The following is a 25,911-nucleotide window of genomic DNA, read 5'->3' as shown; positions in this document are numbered from 1 at the left end:
TCGTTTAGCGCCCAGAGAGCACGCTTGCCGTTGGGCCTACCAGCGTGTCGATGATTGACGCCAGTTCCTCGTCGCTCTCGCGCATCCCGGAGCTCACCCATTCCACGATGACGCTGGTCATCATGCCAGAGGCGGCAGCAATCAGGTACCGGTCGGGCACTCCCAGCCGAGCTGCGGCTTGATGTGCCTCCGCAACGTCGTGCAGGGCAACGTAAAGCTTCTGCCTGAAGGAGGGGTCTCCCCCATCTCGGACAAGCAGCACAAAGTGCCTGCCGTTTTCGCGAAAGTAGCCAAGAAGACGAAGGAGGTGCTCATGAAAGGGCGAAAGAGCGTCCCCGTCTCCTAGCGCCGCCCGCTCGAGCCCCTCCAATAGCGCCGCCTCCTCGCGGTCGAGAAGGTCGAACTTGTCCTGGTAGTGCGCGTAGAACGTCGAGCGGCCAATCTCCGCTTCGCTGATGATCTGGGCTACGGTCATGGCGTCGAAGCCCTCTCGCGCCATGAGGTCCCAAAAGGCTCCGCGAATGGACCGTATCGACTTGCGGACCCGGAGGTCCTCCCGCTTTTGCCCCTCGCTCGTTTCTCGTTTCATGTCACTTTTCCCAAAAGTGTTCGTTATCTGCCAGAGCGGCAAGGATTGACAGCGCTCCAATCGTCACCGCCGAAGCGGGCATGGGTAGCACGAAGACAATAGCACACAAGAAGCCGTTAACGGACACGTGTGCGGAAACAGTCTACGTGAAAGGAAGTCGTGATGGCAGCATCAAAAACGGCTCGATTGCTCAACCGCCCAGAGGACTTCGAGCGCCTTGGAGTGAGCCCCAACCGCATCGAAACCTGGGAGGACGCCCGACGAAACCGCAACACCGGCAAGGGACAGTGGGAATGGTGGTACTTCGACTCGATCCTCGACGATGGCAGCCAGGCGGTTGCCCAGTTCTTCACAAAGGCTGGCCTCCGCAAGGCGAACGTAGCGACGGACGCCCCCGGAGTGACCGTTCAGCTCACCCGACCCGACGGAACAGAGAAGAAGGTCTGCATCGATTACAAGCCCGAAGAGTGCAGCTACGGGTCGGACAAGTGCGACGTTCACATGGGGAGAAGCGAATTCGTCGGCGACTTCAAGACCTACCACATCGTGACCGAGGAGAAGGACGGCGTTGCGCTTGACCTCACGCTCACAAGCAGATCGAAGCCATACCGACCCGGAAGCGCCTACTTCGGCTTTGAGGGAGATGAGTACTTCACCTGGCTCTGCTGCGTGCCGCAGGGAGAGGTTTCCGGAACTGTCACGATGGACGGTCAGACTCGTGAGGTCCACGGAACCGGCTACCACGACCACCAGTGGGGCAACAACTCGTACGTACACGAATGGAACCACTGGGTATGGGCACGTCAGAGCTTTGGGGATTACTCGGCGCTCGTCTTCGACATGGTTGCTTCGAAAGAGTACGGCTACAAGCGCTTCCCCATAGTATTCGTGCAGAATAACCGGGGAGACGTCGTCTTCGAAAGCATCGAGGGCGTGAACTGCGACGTTCTCGGCGAGTTCGAAGAGAAGGAGGCGTCCGGCAAGGTCTACCCCACAGGAGTGCACTACGAGTTCGAAGACTCCGGGAAGCACCTTTCCTACGAGCTGCGGGAGAAGCGCACGCTCAGGGCAGAGGGGGTCAAAAGCCTGCCGCTTGCCGCACGCCTTGCAGTCAAGGGGCTGCATCTGAACCTTTCGTATGCACGCTTCCTGGCCGATGGCAAGATGTGCCTTGAGATTCCAGGCGGCCAGAAGATTGAGCGCTCGGGAGAGCTCATCTACGAGTTCATGTATCCCGGAGAGACGTTCAAGGGCCACATGTAGGAGAAGCGCAGCTCGGCGGCAAGGGCGGCCGCCGAGCCAACAGAGAGGGGCGAGAATCTTACGTGCAGCTTCTCACGAGCTCTGCCAAGGCGTCGACGGCGGCAAGGACGGCATCGGGATCGGGGTGCGAGCGCGCCTTGAGCTCATGGTCGAGAAAGCGCTTTGGAGGCGCCTTCTCCCCTCTTGGGATGCCGCCTACCGAGCGCGGGACGCGCAGCAGCGTGGACAACTCAATCTGCAAGCAGGGGATGCCGCACTCGCGCGCGACGGTCTGGGTCACGGTGTTGGGGTTTCTCGCTGCAAGGTCGCCGTCCACCACGATCTGCTTGCCATAGCGCTTGACATACGGATCGAGCCGATCGCGAAAGATGCGCGCGGCAAGGTCGCGAAGCTCGGGACGTGCGGCTACCGTAGCTCCGTCCGCCGTGCCAATCGCCACGAGCGCAGGCCACGCCGAGACCATGCCGTGCAAGTCGATGCACGCACGGATTCCCCGCTCGCGCACGTGCGCGACGAGCGCCCGCTTGTAGGCGGAGCGCTCAAGCGGGTCCCAGTTGGGATCGCATGCGTCAAAGCGACAGGCGACAATGGCGTGGCATCCGGACTCGTGCGCCAAGGCAAGAGCGATGGCTCCCGTGAAGTCGTCAGAGGGCTTCACGCGGCCGTCGCGCAACTGCGTGACGGCATGGGGAGCGGAAACAATGACGGGCAGCTCGCCTGGGGTTATTGAGAAGGCAGGCGCCTCAGGCAGGCCATGATAGCTGTTGCACGAGAAGTTCTTTGCCTCCACGCGCTCGAGCCAGGCGATCTTGTCGCAGGGCACATTGCTGTTGCTTGCCGAGACGCCCACAGCACTACCGCGAAAGTCCGCTGGGGTACCCGCTGACGTCGGTCTTCTCGTTGCGGTCCTCATCCATGTAGGGGAAGCGAGCCACACGAGCGCGGATGCGCTTTTGGCGGCTTTCGGGGTCTCCCCAAAGGACCTCAAGCTCGCGGCCCTTGTCCGCATAGTCGGGATCGAGAATCGCAAGCGAGATCATGCGACGGTAGTGCCAGCTGAGGCAGCGGCCCATGCTGCGGCCAACGCACCTCTCGCCACAGAGGACCTTGTCGGCGCGATACTCAAAGACTCCGTCCTCAGGAAGGTCCTCGGGGCCGTCCATGGGCGCATAGGGAACGTGGTCGCGCAACTGGGACGCCCAAACGTCAGCCACGTCCTCGGAGCTCCACTCGAGCGTCACCATCACGTTATGGCGCGAGTCCTTGATGCGAGCGAGTGCGTCGCGCCCTACGAAGTCGTGGTCAAGGTTCACGAACATGCCCCAGCCGATCTCGTAGGGGTTCACGTAGCGCGCGGCAACGTCGCTGGAGAAGCTGCCGGTAAGCTCGCTGTTCGAACCGCAGTGATAGTTGCCGCCGTCGGCCATGAACGCAGAGAAGAAGTCAGGCTCAGTCTCCCAGGCATAGTAGAAGTGAATCGTGATCTGCGGGTAGCCGTTCTCGGTATGCGCGTTCCAATAGGCATGCTTGCCGATGGGCTTTGCGCCAAACGGAGCGCCGGCACGGAGGATCTCCTGGTAGACGGGCAGAGCGTCGACGATGCGCCCATGCACCTCGTATCCAATCTTGCCGCTCATGGAAAGGCGCAGCACCTCGACGGAGCGGCCCGCGATCTTTGCGGGGCAGTGCTTCGAGAAGCGAAGACCGTGCAGGTCTTGCTGCGTTGCCGCCTCGAGCACCTCAAGGGAGCGTGGACCTCCCAGCTGGTAGAGGAAGACGTCTCCCGTGATGTCCTCCCCCGTCGCGTCGTAGCTGCCGTGGCGCAGGCGCCAGTCAAGGTACTGGATGGGACCATTCATCACGAACTCGTCGTCGGCAAGGCACATCACGACGACGTCGCTCATCAAAAGGCCGTCCTCGTTCACCATGAGCGCGTGGCGCGAGCCGCCAGGAGTCAGGTTGTCAAAGCGGTTGGTGAAGTTCTCGCTCAAGAATCGACGGGAATCCGGACCAGACAGCCGATACGTGAGCGTCGGGTTCAGCCCGGCGAAGACGAAGCAGCTATCATGCCACGTTGTCTCTTCGTCGCGCCAGCCGCTATACGCCAAGGGCTGCAAGCCGCCTTGGTCGGCCGTCGAGAAGTCCCCGGAATAGAGCGGGTTTCGGCTTGCGTCAAAAGGCAGGTACGGACTGTACTTGAACTGCCCGTTGAAGATGTCCTTGTTCATGGTGTGGCTCCCCTTCCCCTTCCAAGTAGTGCGGCCTCTGATGCCCAGATAATGGGCATGCCGCACGCATTGCCAGGTTGCGCGACCTCTGTTGCTCTCCGTTGCCAGGTTGCGCGACCTCTGATGCTCTCCGCTGCCAGGTTGCGCGACCTCTGATGCTCTCCGCTGCCAGGTTGCGCGACCTCTGATGCTGCAAAAGTCGCAGAGCTTGGCAGAAACGCGTTGTGTGGGACTTCCAAAGAAATGCGCCGGGCAATTATGTGGGGGCATTTCTCGAGCAGCCCTTCTACCTGCAGTTTCTCCATAGCCGCTCCCCCATCGTGCAGGTCAAGGCTAGAAGCTCCCGCTGCCCCAACCATTGTGTGGGGATTTTCGCTCCCACCGCAAGTGACCTGCAAGCGGCAGCCAACAAAACCGCAGGTAGAGAAGTGGCACTGAGCGGATAACATTCAACGCAGCCCCACACAATAGGACGGAAGGCCGAAAAGAGCTGCGAGCTCCCACACAACGCACCCCTCAAGCTGCGAAAACGTAGACAGACTCCACACGTCAGCCTAAGCCATTTCTGCGCTAGCCCCACACAATAGAGCCCTTCCCTTCCGCCTGCAAAGAATCAAACCGCAGAGACGACAAGCCCCCTGCCACGAAGGCTTCGAGAAACCATCGCGACACGGGGCTTGCGAAGGAGAGGACAAAAACTCAAGCGGAAACCCGCTCGACAACGCGGATGCCCTACTTGAGCCCCAAGAGGTCGAGCGCCTCGGCGCGAGTGCGCGGGTCGTCCTTGAGGACGCCGCGGACGGCAGACGTGACGGTCTTCGCCCCTGCTGCGCGTATCCCGCGGATGGTCATGCACGTATGCTCGGCCTCGATCACGACAAGCACGCCAAGCGGGTCGAGCTCGCGCACGAGCGCGTCGGCAACCTCCGTGGTCAGGCGCTCCTGAAGCTGCAGCCGATGGGCGTAGCCAGTGACGCAGCGCGCAATCTTGGAAAGACCGGTGATCCTTCCTGCCCTGGGAATGTAGGCCACGTTCGCCTTGCCGACGAAAGGCAGAATGTGGTGCTCGCACAGGCTTGAGAACGGGATGTCGCGCACGATGACCATGTCCTGGTTGTGGTCCTCCTGGAACTGCTTGCGCAGATGAGCGGCAGGATCCTCGTGATAACCAGCCGTGACCTCGGCAAACGCGCGCGCTACGCGGTCGGGAGTGCCCTGAAGGCCAGGTCGGTCGGGGTCCTCGCCAATTGCGTAAAGGAGCTCGCGGACGGCTGCCTCAAGGCGCGGCTTGTCGATGTCGCCATAGGTGACGTCCGTCATGGGGTCATAAATCCTGTTCTCATCCTCGGAAGCCATGGCTATCCCTTCTTGCTGGCCCTTCCGTACGCCACCCAGTAGGCGACGCCAACCAGCACCATACCGCCAACGATGTTCCCAGCCGTCGAGGCGGAAAGATTGTACAGAACTCCCCCAACGTTCACGCTGCCAGAGGCAACTCCAGCAGCCTCAAGCATGCAAGCGTAAGGCAAGAAGAACATGTTTGCCACGCAGTGCTCGAACCCACAGCTGATGAACGCCATGATGGGCATGAGCGCCGCAAAGAAGCGATCGGTGACCGAGGTGGCAGAGTTGCCAATCCAGACCGCTAGGCATACCAGCATGTTGCACAAGATGCCGCGGAAGAAGATGGTCCACCACCCCATCGAGACTTTCCCCGTGGCGACGGAGACGGCCGCCTGGCCAAGAGCGCCGCCGTTGAGCCCCGCGGTGCCAGCGCCCAAAACGAGAAGCGCCATAAGCAGGCTGCCGCACAGGTTTCCCACATAGACAAGTGCCATGCGCGGCACCACGCGACCCCACGAAACCTTGCCGGAGAGCGGTCCCATCACCATGAGGCAGTCGCCCGTAAAGAGCTCGGCGCCTGCGGCGAGCACCAAAAAGAGCCCAACGAGAAACGAGAACCCGCCCAGCAGCGTGGACACCGCAAACGGCAGCGACGAATCCGCCTTCACAACCAGCATGAACGTGGCGCCAATGCCGATGAACGCTCCCGCGAGAAGTGCCAGCGCAAACGCAGAAGCGTTGCTCGAGGTGGTCTTGGAAACGGCTACGTCCTCCGACTTCTTCTCGATTTGCGCGGGGCTGAGCGTTGCCGTGATCGTGGCGGAACTCATGCGAGCGTCCTCTCGGCTGCGTCAACGACATGCTTGCAGAGAATGGCGGTCGTCACGGACCCAACGCCGCCAGGAACCGGGGTGATAGCAGATACGATGGGCTCAGCGGCGTCAAAATCGACGTCTCCGACGAGCTTGCCGGCCTCCGCGTCCCAGTTGATGCCCACGTCAATGACGACTTGGCCCTCGCGCAGCGCGTCGGCTCCCACGGTCTTGGCATGGCCCGCTGCTGCAACCACTATGTCAGCTGCCTTGCAATGGGCCGCGAGGTCGCGCGTCTTGGTATGGCACATCGTGACGGTCGCGTTCTTCGCCTGGAGCATCATCGAGACGGGCTTGCCGATCACGAGCGAGCGACCGACGACGGTAACGTCAGCGCCGCGAAGCTCGTAGCCGTAGTGCTCGAGAAGGGCAACGACGGCCTCAGCCGTGCAAGGCGGGAAGCCGACGGGACGGTTCGCGAAGACTCCGTAAAGCGAGCCCTCCGTGATGCCGTCGACGTCCTTGGCGGGGTCAAGCGCCGCGCAGGCAGCCGCCTCGTCAAGCGTCTTTGGCAGCGGACGAAACATGAGGCATCCGTGAATCGAGCTGTCAGAGTTGATGTGCTTGATTGCGTCCATGAGCTGATCCTGCGTGCAGTCGGCAGGAAGAACGATCTTCTCGATGGCGACGCCAGCCTTCTCGGCGCGCTTGGTGGCGCCTCGCTCATAGGAGAGGTCGTCCTCGCGCTCGCCCACGCGAAGGATTGCCAGCTTGGGCGTGACGCCCTTCTCGACCAGCGCAGAAGAGCGCTCGGCCACCTTCTGGGTCAGCGCCTTTGCGACAGGCGCGCCCTTAAGAAGCTCTGCCATTGCTACTTCCTTCCCCGGATGTGGTCCATGACCTTAGTCTCGACGGCCTCGGCACGCGGGATATACTCGTCGAGCATGCGGTCGCACTCTGCCTCGAGGCTCTCGGCGTAGGGGCGGTCCTTCAGGCTCTTGGTGTTGACGAACACGTTGAGGCTTGCGGCCTCAAGCGCGGCGCGAGCAAAGAGCGCGCCGCAGCCAACGTCGGAAAGGAGCATCCGCGAGCCCTTCTCGCCCATTTCCTCGAGAAGCTCGATCGCCTTGCAGATTTGGCGCATCATCTCGACGGGTCCCTGGCAGGCGTTCTTGGTCTCGCGCTCCAGGACCTCGGCGCGCGTCGGGTCCTCCTTGGGAATCGAATAGGCCTTCGAGAGCGGATAGAACGCCGCGGCATCCTCGTCCACGAGCTCGACGAGACGCACGCGGACCTTCTCTGCCTCGTCCATCATGCGCTTGACGTCGTCCTCGTAGGCGGCGTAGCGCTTCTTTCCCGTAGTGAAGTTGCCGACCATCGAACAGAGTGCCGCGGCAAGTGCGCCAACGTAGGCAGCAGCGCCGCCGCCTCCAGGCACCGACTTCTTCGCGGCAAGGTCGGCCGCAAACTCTGTGCCCGACTCATCCATCAGTTTCGTATCCGCCACGACCACGTCCCCCTCACAGAAAAAGAAAAAAGGTAGTTCCGCCCGGTGGTCACCCAAGGTGCCCACCGAGGAGATTCTCAACTAAGGCTTGATTTCTCCGCACCTGTTCCTACCACGTTGCCCTCGGGCTCCCGGCACTTCCGAAGAGGCGTTTTCGCGCAGCGCACGCCTCGAGGGAAGCGCCGGGAGCCCCTCAGGTCAGACTGACTAGAACAGTCCGACGATCTTGCCCTCAGGCGTGACGTCGATCTTCTCGGCGGCAGGCACCTTGGGGAGACCCGGCATCGTCATGATGTCGCCCGTGAGCGCCACGACGAAACCGGCGCCAGCGGAGACCTTGACGTTGCGGACCGTGATGCGGAAGCCCTCGGGAGCGCCCAGCTTGTGCTGGTCGTCGGTGAAGGAGTACTGGGTCTTGGCCATGCAGATCGGCAGGTTCCCATAGCCGAGGTCCTCGAGCTGCTTAAGCTGCTTCTTGGCAGCGGGCGTGTAGTCGACGCCGTCGGCGTGATAGATGCGCTTGGCGATGGCCTCGATCTTGGCCTCGAGCGGCTGGTCGAGCTCATAGGTGTAGCTCATCTTGGACGGCTGCTCGCAGAGGCGCACGACCTCCTCGGCCAGCGCCTTGCCGCCCTCGGAGCCCTTCGCCCACACCTCGGAGAGAACGACGTTGACGCCGAGCTCGTGGCACTTGTCCTCGACGAGCTTGAGCTCCGCCTCGGTGTCGGTCGGGAACGCGTTGATGGCGACGACGACAGGAAGACCCCAGACGTCCTTGATGTTCGAGACGTGGCGGAGCAGGTTGGGCAGGCCCTTCTCGACGGCCTCGAGGTTCTCCTTGGTGAGGTCGGCCTTGGCGACGCCGCCGTTGTACTTGAGGGCGCGGACGGTCGCGACGAGGACGACGGCGGAAGGCTGGGTGCCCAGCGCGCGGCACTTGATGTCGACGAACTTCTCGGCGCCAAGGTCAGCGCCGAAGCCAGCCTCGGTGACGACGTAGTCGGCGAGCTTCATGGCCGTGCTGGTGGCCTCGACGGAGTTGCAGCCGTGGGCGATGTTGGCGAACGGGCCGCCGTGGACGAAGGCGGGGTTTCCCTCGAGGGTCTGGACCAGGTTAGGCTTGATGGCGTCCTTGAGAAGTGCGGTCATAGCGCCCTCGGCGTGGATGTCGGCGACGGTAACCGGCTTTCTGTCGTAGGTGTAGGCGATGACCATGCGAGACAGGCGCGCCTTGAGGTCCATGAGGTCAGTGGCCAGGCAGAAGCAGGCCATGACCTCGGAGGCGACAGTGATGTCAAAGCCGTCCTGGCGCGGCATGCCGTTGGCGACGCCGCCAAGGCCGTCGACGACGGAACGGAGCTGGCGGTCGTTCATGTCGACGACGCGCTTCCAGACGATGCGGCGCGGGTCGATGTTCAAGGCGTTGCCCTGCTTGATGTGGTTGTCGAGCATGGCGGCGCAGAGGTTGTTGGCAGCGCCGATGGCGTGGAAGTCGCCGGTGAAGTGAAGGTTAATGTCCTCCATCGGGATGACCTGGGCATAGCCGCCGCCGGCAGCGCCGCCCTTGATGCCGAAGACGGGACCGAGTGAGGGCTCGCGCAGGCAGAGCATCGTCTTCTTGCCGATCGCCCACAGGGCGTCGGACAGGCCGACGGACGTGGTGGTCTTGCCTTCGCCGGCAGGCGTCGGGTTGATTGCAGTCACGAGGACCAGCTTGGCCTTGGCGGGCTTGTCCTTAAGCGAGTTGATGTCGACCTTGGCCTTGTCGTAGCCATACGGAACGAGCATATCGGGCGTGAGGCCGGCCTTCTTGGCGACGTCGGCGATGGGGAGCGCTCGCTCCTCGGCTTCCTGTGCAATTTCGATGTCTGACTTTGCCATTGCAGAATCTCCTTTTCTTGTGGTCCTTCTCGTCCCTTTGAAACCGAAACCCTGAATCTTTGACCTTCGAAAACTCATGCTAGAGCACGGAATTGCTGGCCGACATACCCAATAACTGGCATGTTTCCACTCACCGCCCTCAACGTTACGCTCCCCATTCTAGAAAGCGTCTCGTTCCGCGAACATGTGAGAACCGCCCAAAGCCTGCCAAGAAATTCGGAACAAATGACAGGAGGTTTGCGGCCGCCCTCGCATGAACTGACTAAGACAAGCTTACGCGGGCGGCCATCAAAAATGAAATTCGTCTTTCGAAACGCAACATGCATTTTGCGAATAGCGAACAGGCGGCTAATCAGCCTCGCTTTACGAAAAGATGCATGCCGTCATCGCTCAGCCCCGACGGCGGCAATGTTCGCAGTGCGACAGACTCTGCGGACTCTATCCGCTCAACTCGAACATGCTCCAACCACAAGCCTTGAAAAATGGGCTTCCCGCCCGCAACGCAGAAGCATTGATGCAATTCTTTAGACCAATGGTTGCAGTTGAGCAAGTTATGTATGGATTTCACGGGTCAAGGTTCCACCCGGAATCTCTGGCGACGCCCCGTCCGTGGCGGTCAACAGGCATTTTCCCTTCAGGTCGGCAACGCCCCCGGCACCATGACGCGAAAAACCTATACATAACTCGCTCAACTGCAACGGTTGCCGCAAAAGGTTGCGATGATCACGATGGCTATCACGAAAGCGCTCCCAATGCTTGTCGCGACAAGAGAGAGGCGCCCCTCGAGCGGGTGCTCGGAGGGGCGCCAAGCCAGAAAGCTAGCTGCTTATCCCTCGTAGTGCGGAATCTTCTCAACGTCAAAGTTCTCGTTGCGGTACTCGCCGCTGTAGTACGGGAACGGCGCGACCGTCGCGCGGATCGTCACCTGAGCCGCGGGGTTGGTACCCCAGACGACCTCGACCTCGGTGCCATCGACCGCAAGGTCGCGCTTGAGCCAGCAAAGCGAAATCATCTTGTTGTGATAGAAGTCCTTGGAGCGGCCAGTTGCGACGCCAACCATCTCGCCGGCCTTCATGACCTTGCTCATCACGAACGGCGACTCGCCGCCATCGCCCGTCGAAGTGATGTCGTCCACCGGGTGCCAGGCGGGGTTGGCAAGCAGGTCAGCATAGGCGCGTCCCACGTCCTCGAGGTTCCACTCCAGCGTGACGGGCTTGCGCGGTGGGTTCTTGTCGATGGCCGCCAGAGCTTCCTTGCCAATGAAGTCGTGGTCCCAGTTGATGAGGTAGTCCCACCCCACGTCGTAAGGGGTGACGAAGGCGTTCTCGGGGTCGTCTGCCGCGCTGCCGAAGAACGGGTAGCGCGTCGCCTTGGGATAGCCCACGTCGTGCTCGGTGCAGTACTTCTTCATGCCCTCGCCGTTCGAGGCGGTCGGATACCAGAAGTGGATCCACTGGTTGGGATAGCCGCCCTGCGTGTGGTTGTGACAGTAGTTGCTGAAGCCCAGCTTCCGAAGACCGTAGGGCTCCCCCGCCTCGACGATGGCGCCAAAGACGTCCTCGACCTTGTCGGAGGGGCCGTGCATCTCATAGGCGAGCGCGCCGCTCATGCCCAGGCGGTGAATCGTACAGGGGACGCCGGCGATCTCGACGGCCTTGTTCTGCGCGAACTTGAGGTCGTGCAGGTCCTCATGGCACGCGTGCTCCATGATCTCGAGCGACTTGGGGCCGTCGATCTGCAGGAAGAAGTCGTCGGTGACCCATTTGCCAGTCACGCCCATCCCCCACTCCTTGGCGGCGACCTCAACGTAGTACGCGAGCACGGGCGCCAGCCAATAGCTGCGATAGTGGGTCTCGGAAAGGCGCATGAGGACACCGTCGGCAAGCATGCGACCCTTGTCGTCGCAGAAGATCGCATGGCGCGACTTGCCGACCTTGAGCTTGGCGTAGTCGCGGTTCACGGTGACCTTGTTCAGCAGCTTCACCAGGTCGGGACCAGAGACGTCGTAGACCGGGCTGATGTTGAGGAACGTGCCCAGCCAAGCGGTCTTCCGGCAGGCCAGAAGCTCGTCCTTCGGACCGGTATAAACGAATGGAAGGTACCCGTGCCCGTGCAGGTTCAGCAGAAGAGCGGCGTCTTTGCAGATGTTGCCGTCTGGAGCAAACATGGTTCGTCCTCCCTATGAATGACGCAAGCTAGCGCTTGGCATAGCTCGACATTTAGTAGAAGGGTGACGTGGCCACGATCCCTGTTTGGCAACAGCTTAGACCGCATTTCTCGTCCTGCGTAATGACGTCTCCGTCTGAAATCATGCACCGGCTGCATTGCGATGCATAAGACGCCGGAGCCCTATCGCCACTGGCGAAGAAAGTTCTCTACACAGACGTCGCGTTCCGTCCGCTTGCTATAGAAGCCCATCTGAAAGCGCCCGCGTCCGTGGCGAAGAGGAACGATCGCGATTCCGCTTCCCGGCTCGCAGGGAAGGTGCCCCGTCATGAGGAGAACCCCGTGGGTGTCAGCCACCGCTGACTGGAAGAGGTCAATCTGGTTGCATGCCTTTATCGGATGCGCATCGACGCCCTCGAGCTCAAGCACCGAAACGATACCGCGGTTGTACCATTCGTCGACTTCGGTGAGGACGACGTCTCTTCCCTCGAGGTCCGAGAAGTCTGCGATGGTCTTTTCGGCTAGAGGGTCATCGTCACGGCAGAAGGCATAAAGCTTGCAATTATGAACGGGCACGAACTCCCATTTCTTCTCGTCCATGTCGGGGGTATAGAAGGCAAGCCCGACATCCTCTTCACCGTTCTCAAGCGACTCGAAGACCTGATAGGGCTGCTGAGAGAGGAAGCGGATCTTCACGTTTGGGTAGGCAGCCGAGAAGCGTTCGAGCCCGTCGCGCATATAGCTCATGCCACCATAGTAGAGAAAGCCAAGCGTGAACGAACCTGTTGCGCCAGCGGTAACGGCGGCCACCTCGCGCTCCATCTCGTCGTAGCTCTCGACGATTCCCTTGAGATGGCGGTAGGCGGCCTTCCCTGCTTCGGTGAGCTCGACCTCGTGCGTCGAGCGCAGAAGAAGCGTGGAGCCGAGCTCGGACTCTATGGCTGAAAGATGACGGCTGAGGGTGGGCTGCGCAATGTAGAACTCCTTGGCGGTCCTCGTGAAGTTGAGAGTCTCCGCCAAGCGCACGAACTCGCGCATCATCTGGATGTCCATTGCCCCTCCAATCCGCGAAAGGACCGAACCTCACCTGATGATAGCCCGAGCGGGGAGGCGTTGCAGATGGTCTCGCGGCTCTCGCCGCAACTCTGCAGACCAATCGTTGCAGTTGAGCAAGTTATGTATGGATTTTCCAAGCGCCGGAGCAGCCCGGAGCCCGCGCCACCGCCTAAGGACGGCGCCCAACAGGCATTTTTCCCTCCTCTTCCGGGGCAACTTTGGCGACTAGGCTCCAAACCCATACATAACTCGCTCAACTGCAACCATTGATCCCAGGAGTTGCACAGTCGGCAACACAAGTGGCAATAATCGGCTATTGACATGAAAAAGCGCCCCCGGATAAGACCGGGGGCGCCGAGCGGGGGACATTCCGATTGGCTAGTCCATCGTGCCACGCGGGATAGCGTTGATGTCCACCTTCTGGTTGCGGTCGGTGTTGAAGTAGGGGTAGCGCGCCACGGTCGCGCGGACGCGCTTCTGGCGCATGCCCTCGTTGCCCCAGATTACATAGACCTCAGTTCCTTCCTTGGCAAACTCCTGCTCGATGGAGCAGAGGCTGATCATCTGGCGATAGAACCATGCGTACATCCTGCCGGTGCTGATGCCGATGAGGTTGCCGTTTGCGTCCTCGACGCGGTCTGCGTGATAGGGCTTGTCCCAAGAGATGTCGTCGGGCTTCATCTCCATGTAGGGATCCTCGTCCTCAAGCTGAGAGCGGTAAATGTCAACGAGGTCTTCCTTGTTCCACTCGAGGGTCACCATGACGCGAGAGTTGGTGTCGCGAATCTTCTCGAGCGCCTCCTTGCCCAGGAAGTCGTGGTCATAGTTGACCGTCTTGCCCCAGCCGAGCTCGATGGGGTTGCGGTAGCGGACCTTGAAGTCCTTGGGCATCGAGCCCCAGGCGGTGGGACCAGCAATCTGGGGGTCGCACAGGGTGCCGAGGTTGCGCTCGCGCAGCCACTTGGCAAAGCCCTCATGCTCGAACCAAGGAAGCGGGAAGTCGAGGTAGGCCTGCGGGAAACCGTTCTCCCAGTGGGTCATGTTGTAGGCGGGCGTGCCCAGGCGGCGCAGACCGTACTTCTTGCCGGCCTTGATGATCTGGTTGAAGACGGGGATGGCGTCCTCCACCTTGCCGTGGACCTCATAGGCGAGAGACCCAGCCATGCCCATGCGCAGGATGCGGACGTCGCGTCCGGCGATCTTGGTCATGCGGTGATGGATGAACTTGATGTCGTGCAGGTTGTCGCCGCTGGCAGCCTCGACGATCTCCAAGGACTTCGGTCCGCCGAGCTGGAAGAGGAAGACCTTACCGGTAAGGTCCTCGCCGTGGACGTCAAGGTCGCTCGTCTCCACAAGATAGTTAATCCAAGGGGAGATCCAGTAGCCGATGAAGTCGTCCTCCCCTATCTTGAGCAGCATGCCGTCAATCATGATGCGACCCTGCTCATCACAGAAGATGGCGTGCTTGCCCTTGCCCACCGGGAACGGGATGTCAAACGAGTTGGCACAATACTGCTTGAGCAGCTTCACCGCGTCCGGTCCCCAGAAGTGATAGGTAGGCGACGGGTTGAGGTTGGTGTGAATGTAGCAGGTCTTGTGCCAGGACTGCTCCTCGTCGCGCCAGCCCGTGTACTCGAAGGGCTGCACGCCGGCCACCGCGGCTCCCGCAGCGTACGAGCAGTAGTGCGTCATGTGCATCATGGCGCCAAGAGGCTCTACCGGAACGATCGGGCTGTTAGTAAAGGACATCGGGTCTTGCTGGGCAATCTCGCGGAACTTGTCATCCATAGTTGCGCTCCTTCGCTAGACGATGGACTTTCCTTGCCACCATCATCGAATCAGAGCTCAAGCAAGTGAAATCGAAGCTCTCGATATCTCTATTCATAGAGTAAGTTATCGCAGGTAGACGACATCGTTTCGAAGCATATGGCGAGGGTCTGCCTACCACTGGCGGAGAAAGTTCTCCACGGACGGCTTCGGATTGTCGTGCCGGCGATAGAAGCCCATGGTGAGAAGCCCCGGAGCGTGCCGCAGCGGCACCATCGTGATGCCGCTCGAGGGCTCGCAGGGCATATGACCGGTCGAAATCAAAACGCCGCCCGTGTCCACAACCGCCATGGGGAAGAGGTCGATCTGCAAACAGGCTCTTTTGGGAACCATGTGCACTCCCTGGCTTTCGACGATGCTGCTGATGACGTCGTTATACCAATCGTCAACTTGCGTGAGGACAAGCACATGGCCCTCAAGATCGGAGAAATCCAGGCTAGCCTTGCTCGCGAGGGAGTCGTCTGAGCGGCAAAAGGCATAGAGGCTACAGTCGTGAATGGGAACGAAGTCCCAGGCATGCTCATCAAGCTTGTCCGATTTGAAAGCGAGCCCAACGTCGATGGTGCCATCAAGAAGAGAGCCGAAGACCTGATAGGGCTGCTGCGACAAGAAGTTGATGTTTACGTTTGGATAGGACTCGACGAATCGATCGAGCCCCTCGCGCATGTAGCTCATGCCGCCATAGTAGAGAAAGCCGAGGGTAAAGGAGCCGCTCGCGCCAAGCTTCGCCGCGCTCACCTCGTCGTTCATCTCGTCATAGGTGGCGATAACGTCCTTGAGGTGTCGATACACTATCTCGCCAATCTCGGTGAGCTTGACCTCATGCGTGGATCGAACGAGCAGCGTAGAGCCAAGCTCCTGCTCGATGAGGGTGATGTGTCTGCTGAGCGTTGGCTGTGTGACGTAAAGCTCCTTTGCCGTCCTTGTGAAGTTAAGCGTCTCCGCCAGGCGCACGAACTCTCGCATCATCTGGATGTCCATGGTCACTCCCTTGACCTTCCCTCGAATGCTCGAAACTTGATGATAAATCCGGTCGAGACGTCTCCCTAGGACGACATCGGAGACCACGACGCAAATATTCTTCGACCGAGTTGCAGTTGAGCGAGTTATGTATGGGTTTTGGAGCCACGGCACTGAGGTCGTTTCCGAAAAGAGGAAAAATGCCTGCTGACTGCCACGGGAGGGACGCCGCTAGAGACTCTAGGAGGAGCCTTGGTCCGCGGAATCCATACATAACTTGCTCAAATGCAACGAGAGCGCAAAAAAGTTGCAGCGCCCCTTTCGGTCGGGAGAAAAATGCCTCTTTCGTCATGGGACCTTCGACCTGCAAAGGGGCGCCCCAGCACCAAGGCTGGGGCGCCCGACAATGACCGCTTTCGATAACAGTTAGTCCATGGTCCCCTGCGGAATCTGGCTCAGGTCCACCTTCTGGTTGCGGTCGGTATCAAAGTACGGCCAGCGGGCAATCTTTGCATGAATCCTCTTCTGGCGCGTCCCCGGCTCTCCCCAGACCACGTAGACGTCCTTGCCAATCTCGGCGTACTCCTGCTCGACAGAGGCAATCGAAATCATTGAACGATAGACGTAGGACAGCATGCGCCCGGTGCTCATGCCGATCTCGTCTCCGTTTTCGTTGACGACCATGTCGGCATGGTAGGTCGGGAAGCCATAGGAGAAGTCGTCGGGATTCGAGATGTCGGCATAGGGCTCCTGCTCGGTCTGGAACTGGCTGCGAACGACGTCGAGCACGTCCTCGACGTCCCACTCAAGCGTGACCATCTTGCGCGGGTTGTTGTCCCGAATCTTCTCGAGCGCCTCCTTGCCCAGGAAGTCATGGTCGTAGTTGACGGTCCTGCCCCAGCCGAGCTCGATCGGGTTGCGATAGCGCTTGTAGATGTCCTTTCCCATGGAGCCGGAGAGCGCAATCTCGGGCATCTCCTTGCCAGCGCGAATCATGCCGCCCTTGCCAGTCTTCTTGAGCCACTCGTAGAAGCCGGGGTTCTCGCACCACGGGAACAGGAAGTCGATGTATGCCTGAGGGAAGCCGTTCTCCCAGTGGGTCATGTTGTAGGCGGTGATGCCCAGATGGCGCAGGCCGTACTTCTTGCCGGCCTCCCAGACCTTATTCCACACCTTGTGCGAGTCCTCGATCCTGCCATGGATCTCATATGCGAGCGATCCGGCCATGCCCATGCGCAGGATGCGGACAGGGCAGCCGTCGATGGAGCTCATGCGGTGATGGATAAACTTGATGTCGTGCAAGTTCTCGCCGGTCGCGGCCTCGACGATCTGCAGGGAGGTGGGGCCTCCCAGCTGAAAGAGAAACACCTGCTCGGTGAGGTTCTCGCCTTGGACGTCCATACCGCAGTGGTCCACGCAGTACTCGACCCACGGATCGAGCCAATAGCAGGTGCACTCGTTCTCGGCGGTCTTGAGCAGCATGCCGTCCATCATGACGCGACCCTCCTCGTCGCACATGATGCCATGCTTAGCCTTGCCCACGGGAAACCCATCCTCAAAGGTGTTCGCAAAGTACTTCTTGAGGAACTTGGTGCAGTCGGGTCCCCAGAACTTATAGGTCGGCGAGGGATTCAAGCCCGTATGGATGTAGCACGTCTTGTGCCACGAGACCTCCTCGTCGCGCCAGCCTGTGTACTCGCACGGCTGGACGCCTCCCTCGTAAGGGTTTTCGGCATACGTGCAGAAGTGCACGAGGTTGCGCGCGTTCAAAGGATCGTACGGAACGACGGGGCTCGAGAAGAGCGACGGCGCGTTCTTCGCGTACTGCTCGGCAAGCTCACGATAATGGCCCATGGATGCCTCCATCAAATCGAAGATTACTTGCATGGTGCTCCGAGATCCCGGGTCTCGTTCTGCCTTCATTTTCTGGGCGTTATCGAGGAGGGGGCAAGCGAAGAAGCGGCATGCGTCCATTCCCTTTTTGAATGAGCGCAGCTCGCGGGCGCAAAGCGGCAGAGACGCTCGTCTTCCTTCGGCAAGCGGCATGATGGCAGGCCTACGCAGGTTTGCCGGTGGTCTCTATGCCTTTGAGATAGCGGGCTTATAGCCTTTCGCGATGCAGCGGCAAAGCTCTTCTATCTGCGGCCGCTTGGAATCGGGCTTCCAAACAACTATGAGTCGGCTATAGGTGTCTTTCATCGAGAAGCTCTTCAGCTGCGCACTGTTTGCATCATAAATGAAACGATTTGCCAGCAGGACGCCATGGTGCGTCCTGAGTATTGTTGAAACGACCGAGCGAAAGTTCGGAACCGTCTTCCCAATTCGAGGGGCAAAGCCATGCTCGTGGCAAAGGGACTCCAGGAGATCGACGTAGCTCTGATTGGCAACCGGATTGGGGACAATGAACTCCTCATCGCGCAGGTCATCAAACGTGATGCTCTCGCGCCTGGCCAGGGGATTGTCTGAGTGCATCGTGACCTGGATGTAGGGGCTATCCGAGACAGGCGCCCACGAAAGCCCAAGGCGCCTAATGGTGGGGAGCTCGTAATCAATCGTAAAAACAACGTCGAGGTCGTCCATCATCAGATGATCGACGAGCTCGCCAATCGGCCGCTCGACAAATGACAGCGAGACGTTTTGGTGACCTTTCCTGTACTGCTCGATGGCAGGAAGGTAGTCTTTGTCGGTCTTCATGGAATCGGGCTCGCCGACAATGACGCCCAGCTCCTGGCTCTCGTCAAGCGACGCCGCACGATCTATCGACTGCTCGACCTTAAGGATAAGGTCGCTCCAATCATGCGCAAGAAGCTCCCCCTGCGAAGTGAGGGACAGCTTGCCCTTTTCGCGCAAAAACAGCGGGAAGCCCAGCGCTTTCTCGAGCGAAGAGATCGACTTGCTAACGGTCGACTGCGACGTATTCATTATCTGGGAAGTCTTGGTGAAGCTGCGGCATTCGCTGGCGACGAGGAACAGCTGCACTTGGAACAGGTCAAAGTAAAGGAACCGAGAATCCACCGAGACTCGCCCCCGTAATCGAAAGACGCATCCAACTGGCTAGATTCAGCATACCCACAAAAAGTCGCCAGATGCCTCGCCGCCGCCCGATTTGGATGCGAGCGCGCCCCTCGGTCAATGGGGGCGCCGACCTCTTCTCTTGACAAAAGGATGTTGGAAATCCCTCGGAAGATGCTTGCAGAAGAATGAGCCAAGGTCTCGCTGCAACTCTGCTGGCCAATCGTTGCAGTTGAGCGAGTTATGTATAGGTTTTGGAGCCTAGTCGCCAAAGTTGCCCCGAAACAGATAGGAAAATGCCTGTTGCGCGCCGTCCTCGGACGCCGGCGCGGGCTCCGGGCAGTGCTGGCGCTTGGAAAACCCATACATAACTCGCTCAACTGCAACGACCCCTCAATAAATATTGCAGGGGACACGTCTGCGCGGATCCTAATTCCTCTGAAATCGCCCCAGAGAAAGTAAAGACGGGGCGAATACGCTTGCGGCAGAAAAGAAAGGCCCCGCCGTGAGGCGGGGCCCGAGTCAATCAAATTATGGACGCGTCTACTGGATGCGGGTGCGGCAGTAAGGGCAGACCTTCCAGTCTGCATTCAGGGGTCGATGGCAGGTGGGGCAGACGTTTCTTACCTGGGTGTTGCAGATGGGGCAAACAACGAAGTCGCGATCAATCGGAGCGCCGCACTTGGGGCAGATGCCGTAATGCGAGAGCTGGTGCTCACGAAGCGCGATGTCCAAATCCTGCTCCTCGCGGTCAATGAGGTAGGAGCTGGGGCGCAGGATGACGTAGGCCAGAAGACCGACCACAGGAATCACAGAAATGATGGCCCACATCCACCACGGCTCGGCGCCACGACGCTGCGCGTCACGAATGACGTAGACGATTGAAAGGACATAAAGCATCACAATGCAAACGACGATCAGGTACAGAACCATCCTGACCTCGGGCGTGAGTATTTGGTCAATAAGATCTGACATAGGGGCACTTCCTCATCTGCCGAAACGTAAGCCCCGCGGGGCTCTGCCTTCACGCGGCGATTTCAATCTCATCGATTGTATCAGACGATAACGGCAATTGCTCCGTTTTGCAGAACCCTTCCCCACCTCATCACTTTCACCATAAAGAAGAAAACGAGAGGGGCTGTCAGTCGCTAACAATGAGCTGGGCGGTCGCCACTGGGCGACCGCCCTAAAAAGCAAGAGCGCTCGAAACCCGGAAGTGCTCCTAGACTCGACCAACCTCCCCAAGCGTCGTGCGGTCGTACCATCCGGCGAAGACATACGGGAACGCAGCGTTGGCGTCGACGTCGGCGAGCTTCCTCTCCCCCAGCACCGTCAGGTCGAGGTCAGAGTACGCGCAGCCAAGAATCGAGAGCACGGGCAGCTCGCCCCACGGGTCGTCGGGGCTGGACGCCATCTGGATGTCGGTGACATAGCCGGGCAGCCACTGGTGGTAGTCGTACTGCACGAGCGCCGCGTTGATTGAGCCGCCGTCGAGCTTGGCTCCCCCTTCCGGGAAAACCGGACGGTCGAAGTGATAGTAGAAGCCGCAGCCTTTAGTGGTCTTTCCGGCCGCCGGAGACTGGAAGATCAGATGGCAGAGCGGGCTGTTGTACTCGCCGAGGTCGGCACCCACGTGCACTAGGCGATGCCCGCGGCGGGCAAGGTCGACGATCAGCTTGGTGCCGTCCTTGCGAATGGAGAACTCGGCTCCCAGCTTCTTGGGCATCGAGCCGTTGTCGCGACCAAGCTGCGTCGCCATCTCCGCACCGCTTCCGCCCAGAAGAAGCGACATCGTGTATTGCCCAAGCTGCTCGCCCATATAGCAGTACACGCCAAGAATCGCCTCGTAGTAGTCATCGGTGAACGATGGGTGCAGGATGTGGTTCACAGAAAGCGTGACCACCGGCATCGAGAAGGGCTTGAGCGGCGCGGGCAGGATACGCTCGATTGCAGCGGGGTCGGTAGTATAGGCAAGATACAGGCCGCGCTGGTCCGCCATTACGGATGGCGCGCCAAACTTCTCAAGGTCGGCGTCGCTCATGCGGAAGCTGGAACCTTCAGCCGGCACCGAGAAGAGCGAGCGCGCAGCCTCGTAGCCACCACGCGTGGCAGGCGCGATGTTGCCGTCGCGAACGGCAGAGCCCACGAGCTTGACCGTAACGCCGCGCTGGCGGAGCTGGTCGGCAAGCTCGGTCGCGGGGCGGTTGCCCAGCGAGAGCACCACCAGGTCGGCGGGCATCTCGGAGCGCGCACCTCCCTCCACGGCCTCGACCGTGATTCCCTGCGCCCCCACCTCGACGAGCTTCTCGCCCAAAGAGAGCGCCACGCTCTGCGCGCGCAGGCGCCCCATGAGGTCAACGAGGTTGGTCTGGTTGGTGCCAGGGGCAGGGGTCTTCACCATGTCGACCACGGTGACGGAGGCGGCGCCCTTGTCGGCGATGTACTCGGCGGTCTCGAGGCCGGTCATGCCGGCTCCAACGACAACGACGCGCTGCCCCTCGTAGCTCTCGCGCGCGAGCGCTTCGGGCACGCAGATCACGTTTTCGCCGCTAACGCCAGGAATCGAGGCCGGCACGATGGGGCTTCCGCCCGTGGCGCAGATGACGGCATCGGGCTTGAGCGCCATAACGGAGTCGACCGTGGCCTTCTCCCCCAAGCGCACGTCCACGCCAAGCTTGGGCAGCGTCGTCTCGAAGTAGCGCGGGACAAAGTCCATCTTCTCCTTCTTGGGGGGACGCTCGGCGAGAAGGACCTGACCGCCAAGGCGGCCTGCCTGCTCGAGAAGGGTCACCTTGCAGCCGCGGCGCGCCGCGGTCTCGGCCGCCTGGCAGCCGCCGGGGCCTCCGCCAACAACGACTACGCGATGGTGGCCGGTGTCGACGGGCAGCTCGCCGTAGCGCAGCTCGTGGGCGCACTCGGGGTTGACCGCGCACTCGAGGGGCATGCACTTCTCGGCGTTCTGCTCAAGCGACTCGAAGCAACGAAGGCAGCTGATGCACTTGCGCAGCTCGGGCACGCGGCCCTGCTGCACCTTGTTTCCCCACTCGGGGTCCGCAAGCCACGCGCGCCCAAGGCCGACAAAGTCGATGGTGCCCTCCTCGAGGAACGACTCGGGCACGTCGGGGCCGCGATAGGCAGAGACGGCGATGACGGGGACGCCGACGTGCTCCTTCACGGCGCGGATGAGGTCATGGCGCCAGCCCTCGGGGTAGCTCACGGGCTCGACGCACGTGATGCCCGTCTCGTAGAGGCCGACCGACACGTCGATGAAGTCGACGCCGGCCTTCTCGAAGGCCATGCAGATCTTGACGCCGTCGGCGATGTGGATGTAGTCCTCCGTCACGCCAGTCTTGTCGAGGAACTCCTCCACAGAAACTCGGCAGCCAAGCGCGAAGCCCTCCGAGCAGCGCTCGCGGATGCCGGCGATGATCTCGGTCACGATGCGCAGGCGGTTCTCGAAGCTGCCTCCGTACTGGTCGGTACGCTTGTTGGTGTAGGGCGAGAGGAACTGCTGCAGCAGGTAGCCATGAGCGCAGTGCAGCTCGACGCCGTCAAAGCCCGCCTTCTCGGCACGGACGGCGCCCTCGATAAACTCTTGAACTATGTGCTGGACCTCTTCGGTTGTGAGCGCGCGAGTCTTGGCCTGGGTCTTCTTGCACGGGATGGCCGACGCCGAGACGACGGGCTTTCCGCCGAGAAGGACGTTGGGCGTCTCGCGGCCGGGGTGATGGAGCTGCAGGAAGGTCTTGGACCCATGACGATGGATGGCTTCGGCCAGGCGCGAGAGCGCAGGGACGTTGCGGTCACGAGTGACGGAGATCTGGCGCAGCTCGCCCACGCCCGTCTCGTCGTCCACACGGCAGATCTCGGGAATCACCAGTCCCGCGCCGCCAGCCGCGCGCAGCTCGTAGTAGCGGATCATCTCGTCGGTGGGCGTGCCGTCTAGGTTGGCAAGCCCCACTCCCATGGGCTCCATGACCAGGCGGTTTCTCAGCTCGACCGACCCGATTTTCCCAGGCTCAAACATCTTGTCGTACATGCCCTCTCCCTTCGGTAATGCGCCGGTCAGAGCCGACGCGCATTGGCATCAGCATAGGCGAGCGGATACCGCAGAGAAGAAACGAATCGGGCAAGCGTGCTGCCCACCCCGCTTAGGGTCAGAGGGCCCAAGCGGGGCGGGCAGGGCAATCAGGCGAGAAGCAAGAAGGAGCTAATGCCGCCTGCCGGGATGACGCCCTCGACGCTCACGATGCAGACGAGGTGGTTTCCGTCTACGGCAATGGTCGCGCTCACTCGACGGGTCTGGTCGAGCTCGCGCGACTGCATGGCAAGGGTGGTCGGCGAGACCCATGCAAATGAGCCAAAGGCTGTCCGCTTGTCCCAGCCGGGCGCCTCGTCAACCTCAGAGGAATGCGTAATGAACGGGAAGAGCTCGCCGATAGGCTGAACGCCCTCCCCCTCTGGAAGGCCCTCCCACACGCCATGACCGGCCGTGACGCCAAAGCGCTCGTTTCCGCGAGAGAGCACCAGCTTGAGCCCCTGCGCGCCGCCATCGTCTACAGAGGCAGGCACCTGCGAAACCTCGAGCGCGTCGAACCCGTATGGGTTTTGCGCCAGCGCGTGCGTGCCCAGCACGCGAGCCTGGTAAGGCGACTCCCCAGCGCCAGGGACCGTGGGCACCACGTCAAGCGTGCCGGGCTTTTCCTTGTCGACCGGCGCGGCAGCGCCAGCCCTCGCCTCGTCCAGAACCTCGTAGAGCGGGTCGAGCAACGCCTTGCTTCCGGTAGTCGAGCTTGACGCCGCAACCACCAGACCGTCCTCTGGCCGCACGTAGCACAGCTGCCCAAACAGCCCGGCGCATCTGAAGCCACCGCCTGCGCACATCCAGAACTGGTAGCCATAGCCGTTTCTGTCCTCGGTAGCGGTCTTTGGATACGACGGGGCAGTCTCGACCTGGCGACGCGTGGCCTCGGACACCCAATGGGCAGGGATCACTTGCTTGCCCTGCCATGCGCCCCCATCGAGAAGGCACTGGCCAAAGCGCGCCAGGTCAGGGGTCGCGAGGTGCAGGCCGAAGCCTCCCGTGTTGTGGCCGTGGCGGTCCTTCTCCCACCACCAGCGCGTGATTCCCAAAGGCTCAAAGACGCGCTCGGACACAAACTCCGAAAGCGTCTTGCCGCTTACGCGCTGTACCAGCATGGATAGCAGATGGGAGCACATGGAGTCATAGAAGAAGACCTCGCCGGGGTCGTGAGCAAGGCCCTTTCCGACCACTCCGCGGGCCCAGTCGTCGTCATCTGCCACAAGGGGCTCCATGTCCTGCCCCATGGTCATGGTCAAGAGGTTTCTGACCGTGACCTCGTCGAAGCGCGGGTCCGCGACGTCCTTCTCGTACTCGGGGAACCAGCTGATCCAAGGCTTCTGAATGTCGAGCACGCCCTCTTCGGCGAGCATGCCCACTGCGACGGACGTGAACGACTTGGTCACCGAGAAGAGCGGGTGAACGTGGTCGAGCTCAAACGGAGCCGTTGCATGCTCAAACACCACCTGCCCGTTCTGGCGAACCACCAAAGAGCGCGTCTCAACCCCACGCTCGCGAAGCCGCGCGAGATACGCCTCGCCAAGCGCCTTGTCAAAAACAACCTGTGCCATGTCCCACACCTCTTACTTGCCCCCATCCCAAGGAGGCTACGTGCAATCCTAACAAAAGGGGCGCCCCACACCCAATAACGCGAGGCGCCCAACGCTCATCCAATCCAACTTGGCGAGCTATTTTATGCCTTCTGTGCCACCGTCTCGTCCTTGTACGTAGCAAATGTTGCCACGAACGAGATCACGGAGGAGATGGCAATGCCAATCAGCACGTAGACCACGCAGCTAGCACCCATGGCACCAGACGGGTCCACGAAGCCGGGCAGCGCGCAGAAGGCGCCGCCGGTGAACTCGAACATGCGCGTGCCCATAAGGCCGATGAACAGACCGCCAGGTACCGACGCGATGCAGCTGATCCAGAACGGCTTCTTTCGCGGAAGCGTGACGCCGTAGATGCAGGGCTCGGTGATGCCGAAGAAGAAGCCCGTGATGAAGGCGGGGATTGCCAGCTCCTTGAGGGAGGTGTCCTTGGTCTTGAGGATGATGGCGAGCACTGCGAAGACCTGCGCGAACGAGCAGACCATGTACGGGGCCATAATGACGTCGTAGCCCTGGGAGCCGATGTTCATGAGCATCAGGGCGATGACAGACCAGTGGAAGCCAAAGACGACCATGGGCTGCCAGATGGCGGTCAGCACTGCGCCGCCGATTGCGCCGCCAACGACCGGGATGTTATAGAGCGAGTTGAAGAGCAGGCTGAGCGCGTTGGTGATGATCGTGGCGATAGGTCCGATGACCAGGTAGGTCAGGGGCACGGTGATGACAAGAACGCAGAACGGCACGAAGAAGAACTTGACGTACTCGTTGAAGTGGGCACGGAAGTAGTGCTCGAGCTTGGCGGCAACCCAGACGGCCAAGATGATGGGGATGACGGAGCTGGTGTAGCCGGAAGACGGCATGATGACAGGAATCCCGAGCAGCGTCGTGTAATAGTTCATGGCAAACGGCGTGCCGGCAAAAACAGTGCCCAAAACTTCGCCAGAGGTGATGTTGACCATGGTCGGGTACGTAAGCGCGATGCCGAGCGTCATGCCGATGAACTCGCTGCAGTGGAACTTCTTGGCTGACGTGTAGCCCAAGATGATGGGCAGGAAGTAGAAGAAGCCGTCGCCAGCGGCGTAAAGAATCTGATACAGGCCGTCTGTGTCAGACATCCACCCGAGGAAGACCGCGATAGTGAGAATGCCCTTGATCATGCCTGCCGCGCAGAGCACTGCCAGGATAGGGGCGATGATGCCGGAGATGAGATCGATGAGCTTTGAAACCGCGTTTTGCTTCTCGACGGGCTTGCCGTCAAGCGTGACCTCGCCGCCGGCCTCGGCGCCAGACACCTTGACCGCCTCGTCATAGACGTCCTCGATTGCGTTCATGCCTACGACGACCTGGTACTGACCGTTTGCATTGATGACCTGGATGACGCCGGGCAGCTTCTCGATAGCGGCGGTGTCGGCCTTGGTGTCGTCAACAAGCTTCAAGCGGAGCCTCGTCATGCAGTGAGTCGCGCTCACGATATTAGACGGTCCGCCAACGAGCTCGACGACATTGTCTGCCAGCTTCCTGTTGGCAAGCGTCTTTTCCTCGCTCATGCTTACCCTCCTAAAACGCGGCGTCCCG

At 60.8% G+C, this 25,911-nt stretch carries 19 protein-coding genes; 1 reads left to right on the top strand and 18 read right to left on the bottom strand.

The window, feature by feature from the left end; all coding sequences use genetic code 11:
* Positions 1 to 4: 4 nt before the first annotated feature.
* Positions 5 to 589 (bottom strand): TetR/AcrR family transcriptional regulator, encoded by a 585-nt coding sequence (locus ACOYJL_RS00640; protein WP_433568261.1) that lies wholly within the window; start codon positions 587 to 589, stop codon positions 5 to 7.
* A gap of 162 nt (positions 590 to 751) precedes the next feature.
* Here ACOYJL_RS00640 and ACOYJL_RS00635 point away from each other — a divergent pair, with 162 nt between their 5' ends.
* A complete protein-coding gene (locus ACOYJL_RS00635; protein WP_433568260.1) occupies positions 752 to 1,852 on the top strand; it encodes a lipocalin-like domain-containing protein in 1,101 nt (366 codons plus the stop codon).
* Between the two features lie 58 nt (positions 1,853 to 1,910).
* Here ACOYJL_RS00635 and ACOYJL_RS00630 read toward each other — a convergent pair whose 3' ends face one another.
* From ACOYJL_RS00630 to ACOYJL_RS00550, 17 genes are all read right to left on the bottom strand, one after another.
* Positions 1,911 to 2,675: a hypothetical protein gene (locus tag ACOYJL_RS00630; RefSeq protein ID WP_433568259.1), complete on the bottom strand. Its 765-nt coding sequence runs from the start codon at positions 2,673 to 2,675 to the stop codon at positions 1,911 to 1,913.
* 31 nt (positions 2,676 to 2,706) lie between these two features.
* On the bottom strand, positions 2,707 to 4,080 hold the full coding sequence (locus tag ACOYJL_RS00625) for a hypothetical protein (protein ID WP_433568258.1): 1,374 nt from the start codon (positions 4,078 to 4,080) through the stop codon (positions 2,707 to 2,709).
* 732 nt (positions 4,081 to 4,812) lie between these two features.
* Entirely contained in the window at positions 4,813 to 5,400 is a 588-nt protein-coding gene (gene folE, locus ACOYJL_RS00620) for a GTP cyclohydrolase I FolE (RefSeq protein WP_433568394.1), read from the bottom strand.
* A gap of 38 nt (positions 5,401 to 5,438) precedes the next feature.
* A complete protein-coding gene (locus ACOYJL_RS00615; protein ID WP_433568257.1) occupies positions 5,439 to 6,254 on the bottom strand; it encodes a formate/nitrite transporter family protein in 816 nt (271 codons plus the stop codon).
* Entirely contained in the window at positions 6,251 to 7,105 is an 855-nt protein-coding gene (locus ACOYJL_RS00610; protein ID WP_433568256.1) for a bifunctional 5,10-methylenetetrahydrofolate dehydrogenase/5,10-methenyltetrahydrofolate cyclohydrolase, read from the bottom strand. Before ACOYJL_RS00610 ends, ACOYJL_RS00615 begins: the two co-directional genes overlap by 4 nt.
* Positions 7,106 to 7,107: 2 nt before the next feature.
* The gene (locus ACOYJL_RS00605) at positions 7,108 to 7,743 is read right to left on the bottom strand and encodes a cyclodeaminase/cyclohydrolase family protein (protein WP_433568255.1); all 636 of its coding nucleotides are present in this window, start codon (positions 7,741 to 7,743) and stop codon (positions 7,108 to 7,110) included.
* Between the two features lie 207 nt (positions 7,744 to 7,950).
* Positions 7,951 to 9,624 (bottom strand): formate--tetrahydrofolate ligase, encoded by a 1,674-nt coding sequence (locus ACOYJL_RS00600; RefSeq protein WP_433568254.1) that lies wholly within the window; start codon positions 9,622 to 9,624, stop codon positions 7,951 to 7,953.
* A gap of 826 nt (positions 9,625 to 10,450) precedes the next feature.
* A complete protein-coding gene (locus tag ACOYJL_RS00595) occupies positions 10,451 to 11,791 on the bottom strand; it encodes a hypothetical protein (protein WP_433568253.1) in 1,341 nt (446 codons plus the stop codon).
* A 182-nt stretch (positions 11,792 to 11,973) separates the two neighbouring features.
* Positions 11,974 to 12,843: a LysR family transcriptional regulator gene (locus tag ACOYJL_RS00590; protein ID WP_433568252.1), complete on the bottom strand. Its 870-nt coding sequence runs from the start codon at positions 12,841 to 12,843 to the stop codon at positions 11,974 to 11,976.
* 381 nt (positions 12,844 to 13,224) lie between these two features.
* Positions 13,225 to 14,634 carry a hypothetical protein gene (locus tag ACOYJL_RS00585; RefSeq protein WP_433568251.1) on the bottom strand — a complete coding sequence of 470 codons (1,410 nt, stop codon included), beginning with the start codon at positions 14,632 to 14,634 and terminating at the stop codon, positions 13,225 to 13,227.
* Between the two features lie 153 nt (positions 14,635 to 14,787).
* On the bottom strand, positions 14,788 to 15,654 hold the full coding sequence (locus ACOYJL_RS00580; protein ID WP_433568250.1) for a LysR family transcriptional regulator: 867 nt from the start codon (positions 15,652 to 15,654) through the stop codon (positions 14,788 to 14,790).
* Between the two features lie 405 nt (positions 15,655 to 16,059).
* A complete protein-coding gene (locus ACOYJL_RS00575) occupies positions 16,060 to 17,520 on the bottom strand; it encodes a hypothetical protein (protein ID WP_433568249.1) in 1,461 nt (486 codons plus the stop codon).
* Between the two features lie 192 nt (positions 17,521 to 17,712).
* A complete protein-coding gene (locus tag ACOYJL_RS00570) occupies positions 17,713 to 18,648 on the bottom strand; it encodes a LysR family transcriptional regulator (RefSeq protein ID WP_433568248.1) in 936 nt (311 codons plus the stop codon).
* Between the two features lie 540 nt (positions 18,649 to 19,188).
* Complete coding sequence (locus ACOYJL_RS00565; RefSeq protein WP_433568247.1) at positions 19,189 to 19,620, bottom strand: zinc ribbon domain-containing protein; 432 nt, start codon at positions 19,618 to 19,620, stop codon at positions 19,189 to 19,191.
* Positions 19,621 to 19,867: 247 nt separating this feature from the next.
* Entirely contained in the window at positions 19,868 to 22,684 is a 2,817-nt protein-coding gene (locus ACOYJL_RS00560) for an FAD-dependent oxidoreductase (protein ID WP_433568246.1), read from the bottom strand.
* Positions 22,685 to 22,833: 149 nt separating this feature from the next.
* Entirely contained in the window at positions 22,834 to 24,297 is a 1,464-nt protein-coding gene (locus ACOYJL_RS00555; protein WP_433568245.1) for a serine hydrolase domain-containing protein, read from the bottom strand.
* Between the two features lie 122 nt (positions 24,298 to 24,419).
* Entirely contained in the window at positions 24,420 to 25,883 is a 1,464-nt protein-coding gene (locus ACOYJL_RS00550; protein ID WP_433568244.1) for a PTS transporter subunit EIIC, read from the bottom strand.
* Between the last annotated feature and the right edge of the window lie 28 nt (positions 25,884 to 25,911).

It is taken from the genome of Tractidigestivibacter sp. (assembly GCF_050946515.1).
GTDB lineage: Bacteria > Actinomycetota > Coriobacteriia > Coriobacteriales > Atopobiaceae > Tractidigestivibacter.
Note: the sequence above shows the minus strand (reverse complement) of the source record. Positions and strands in the feature narration are given on the sequence as shown.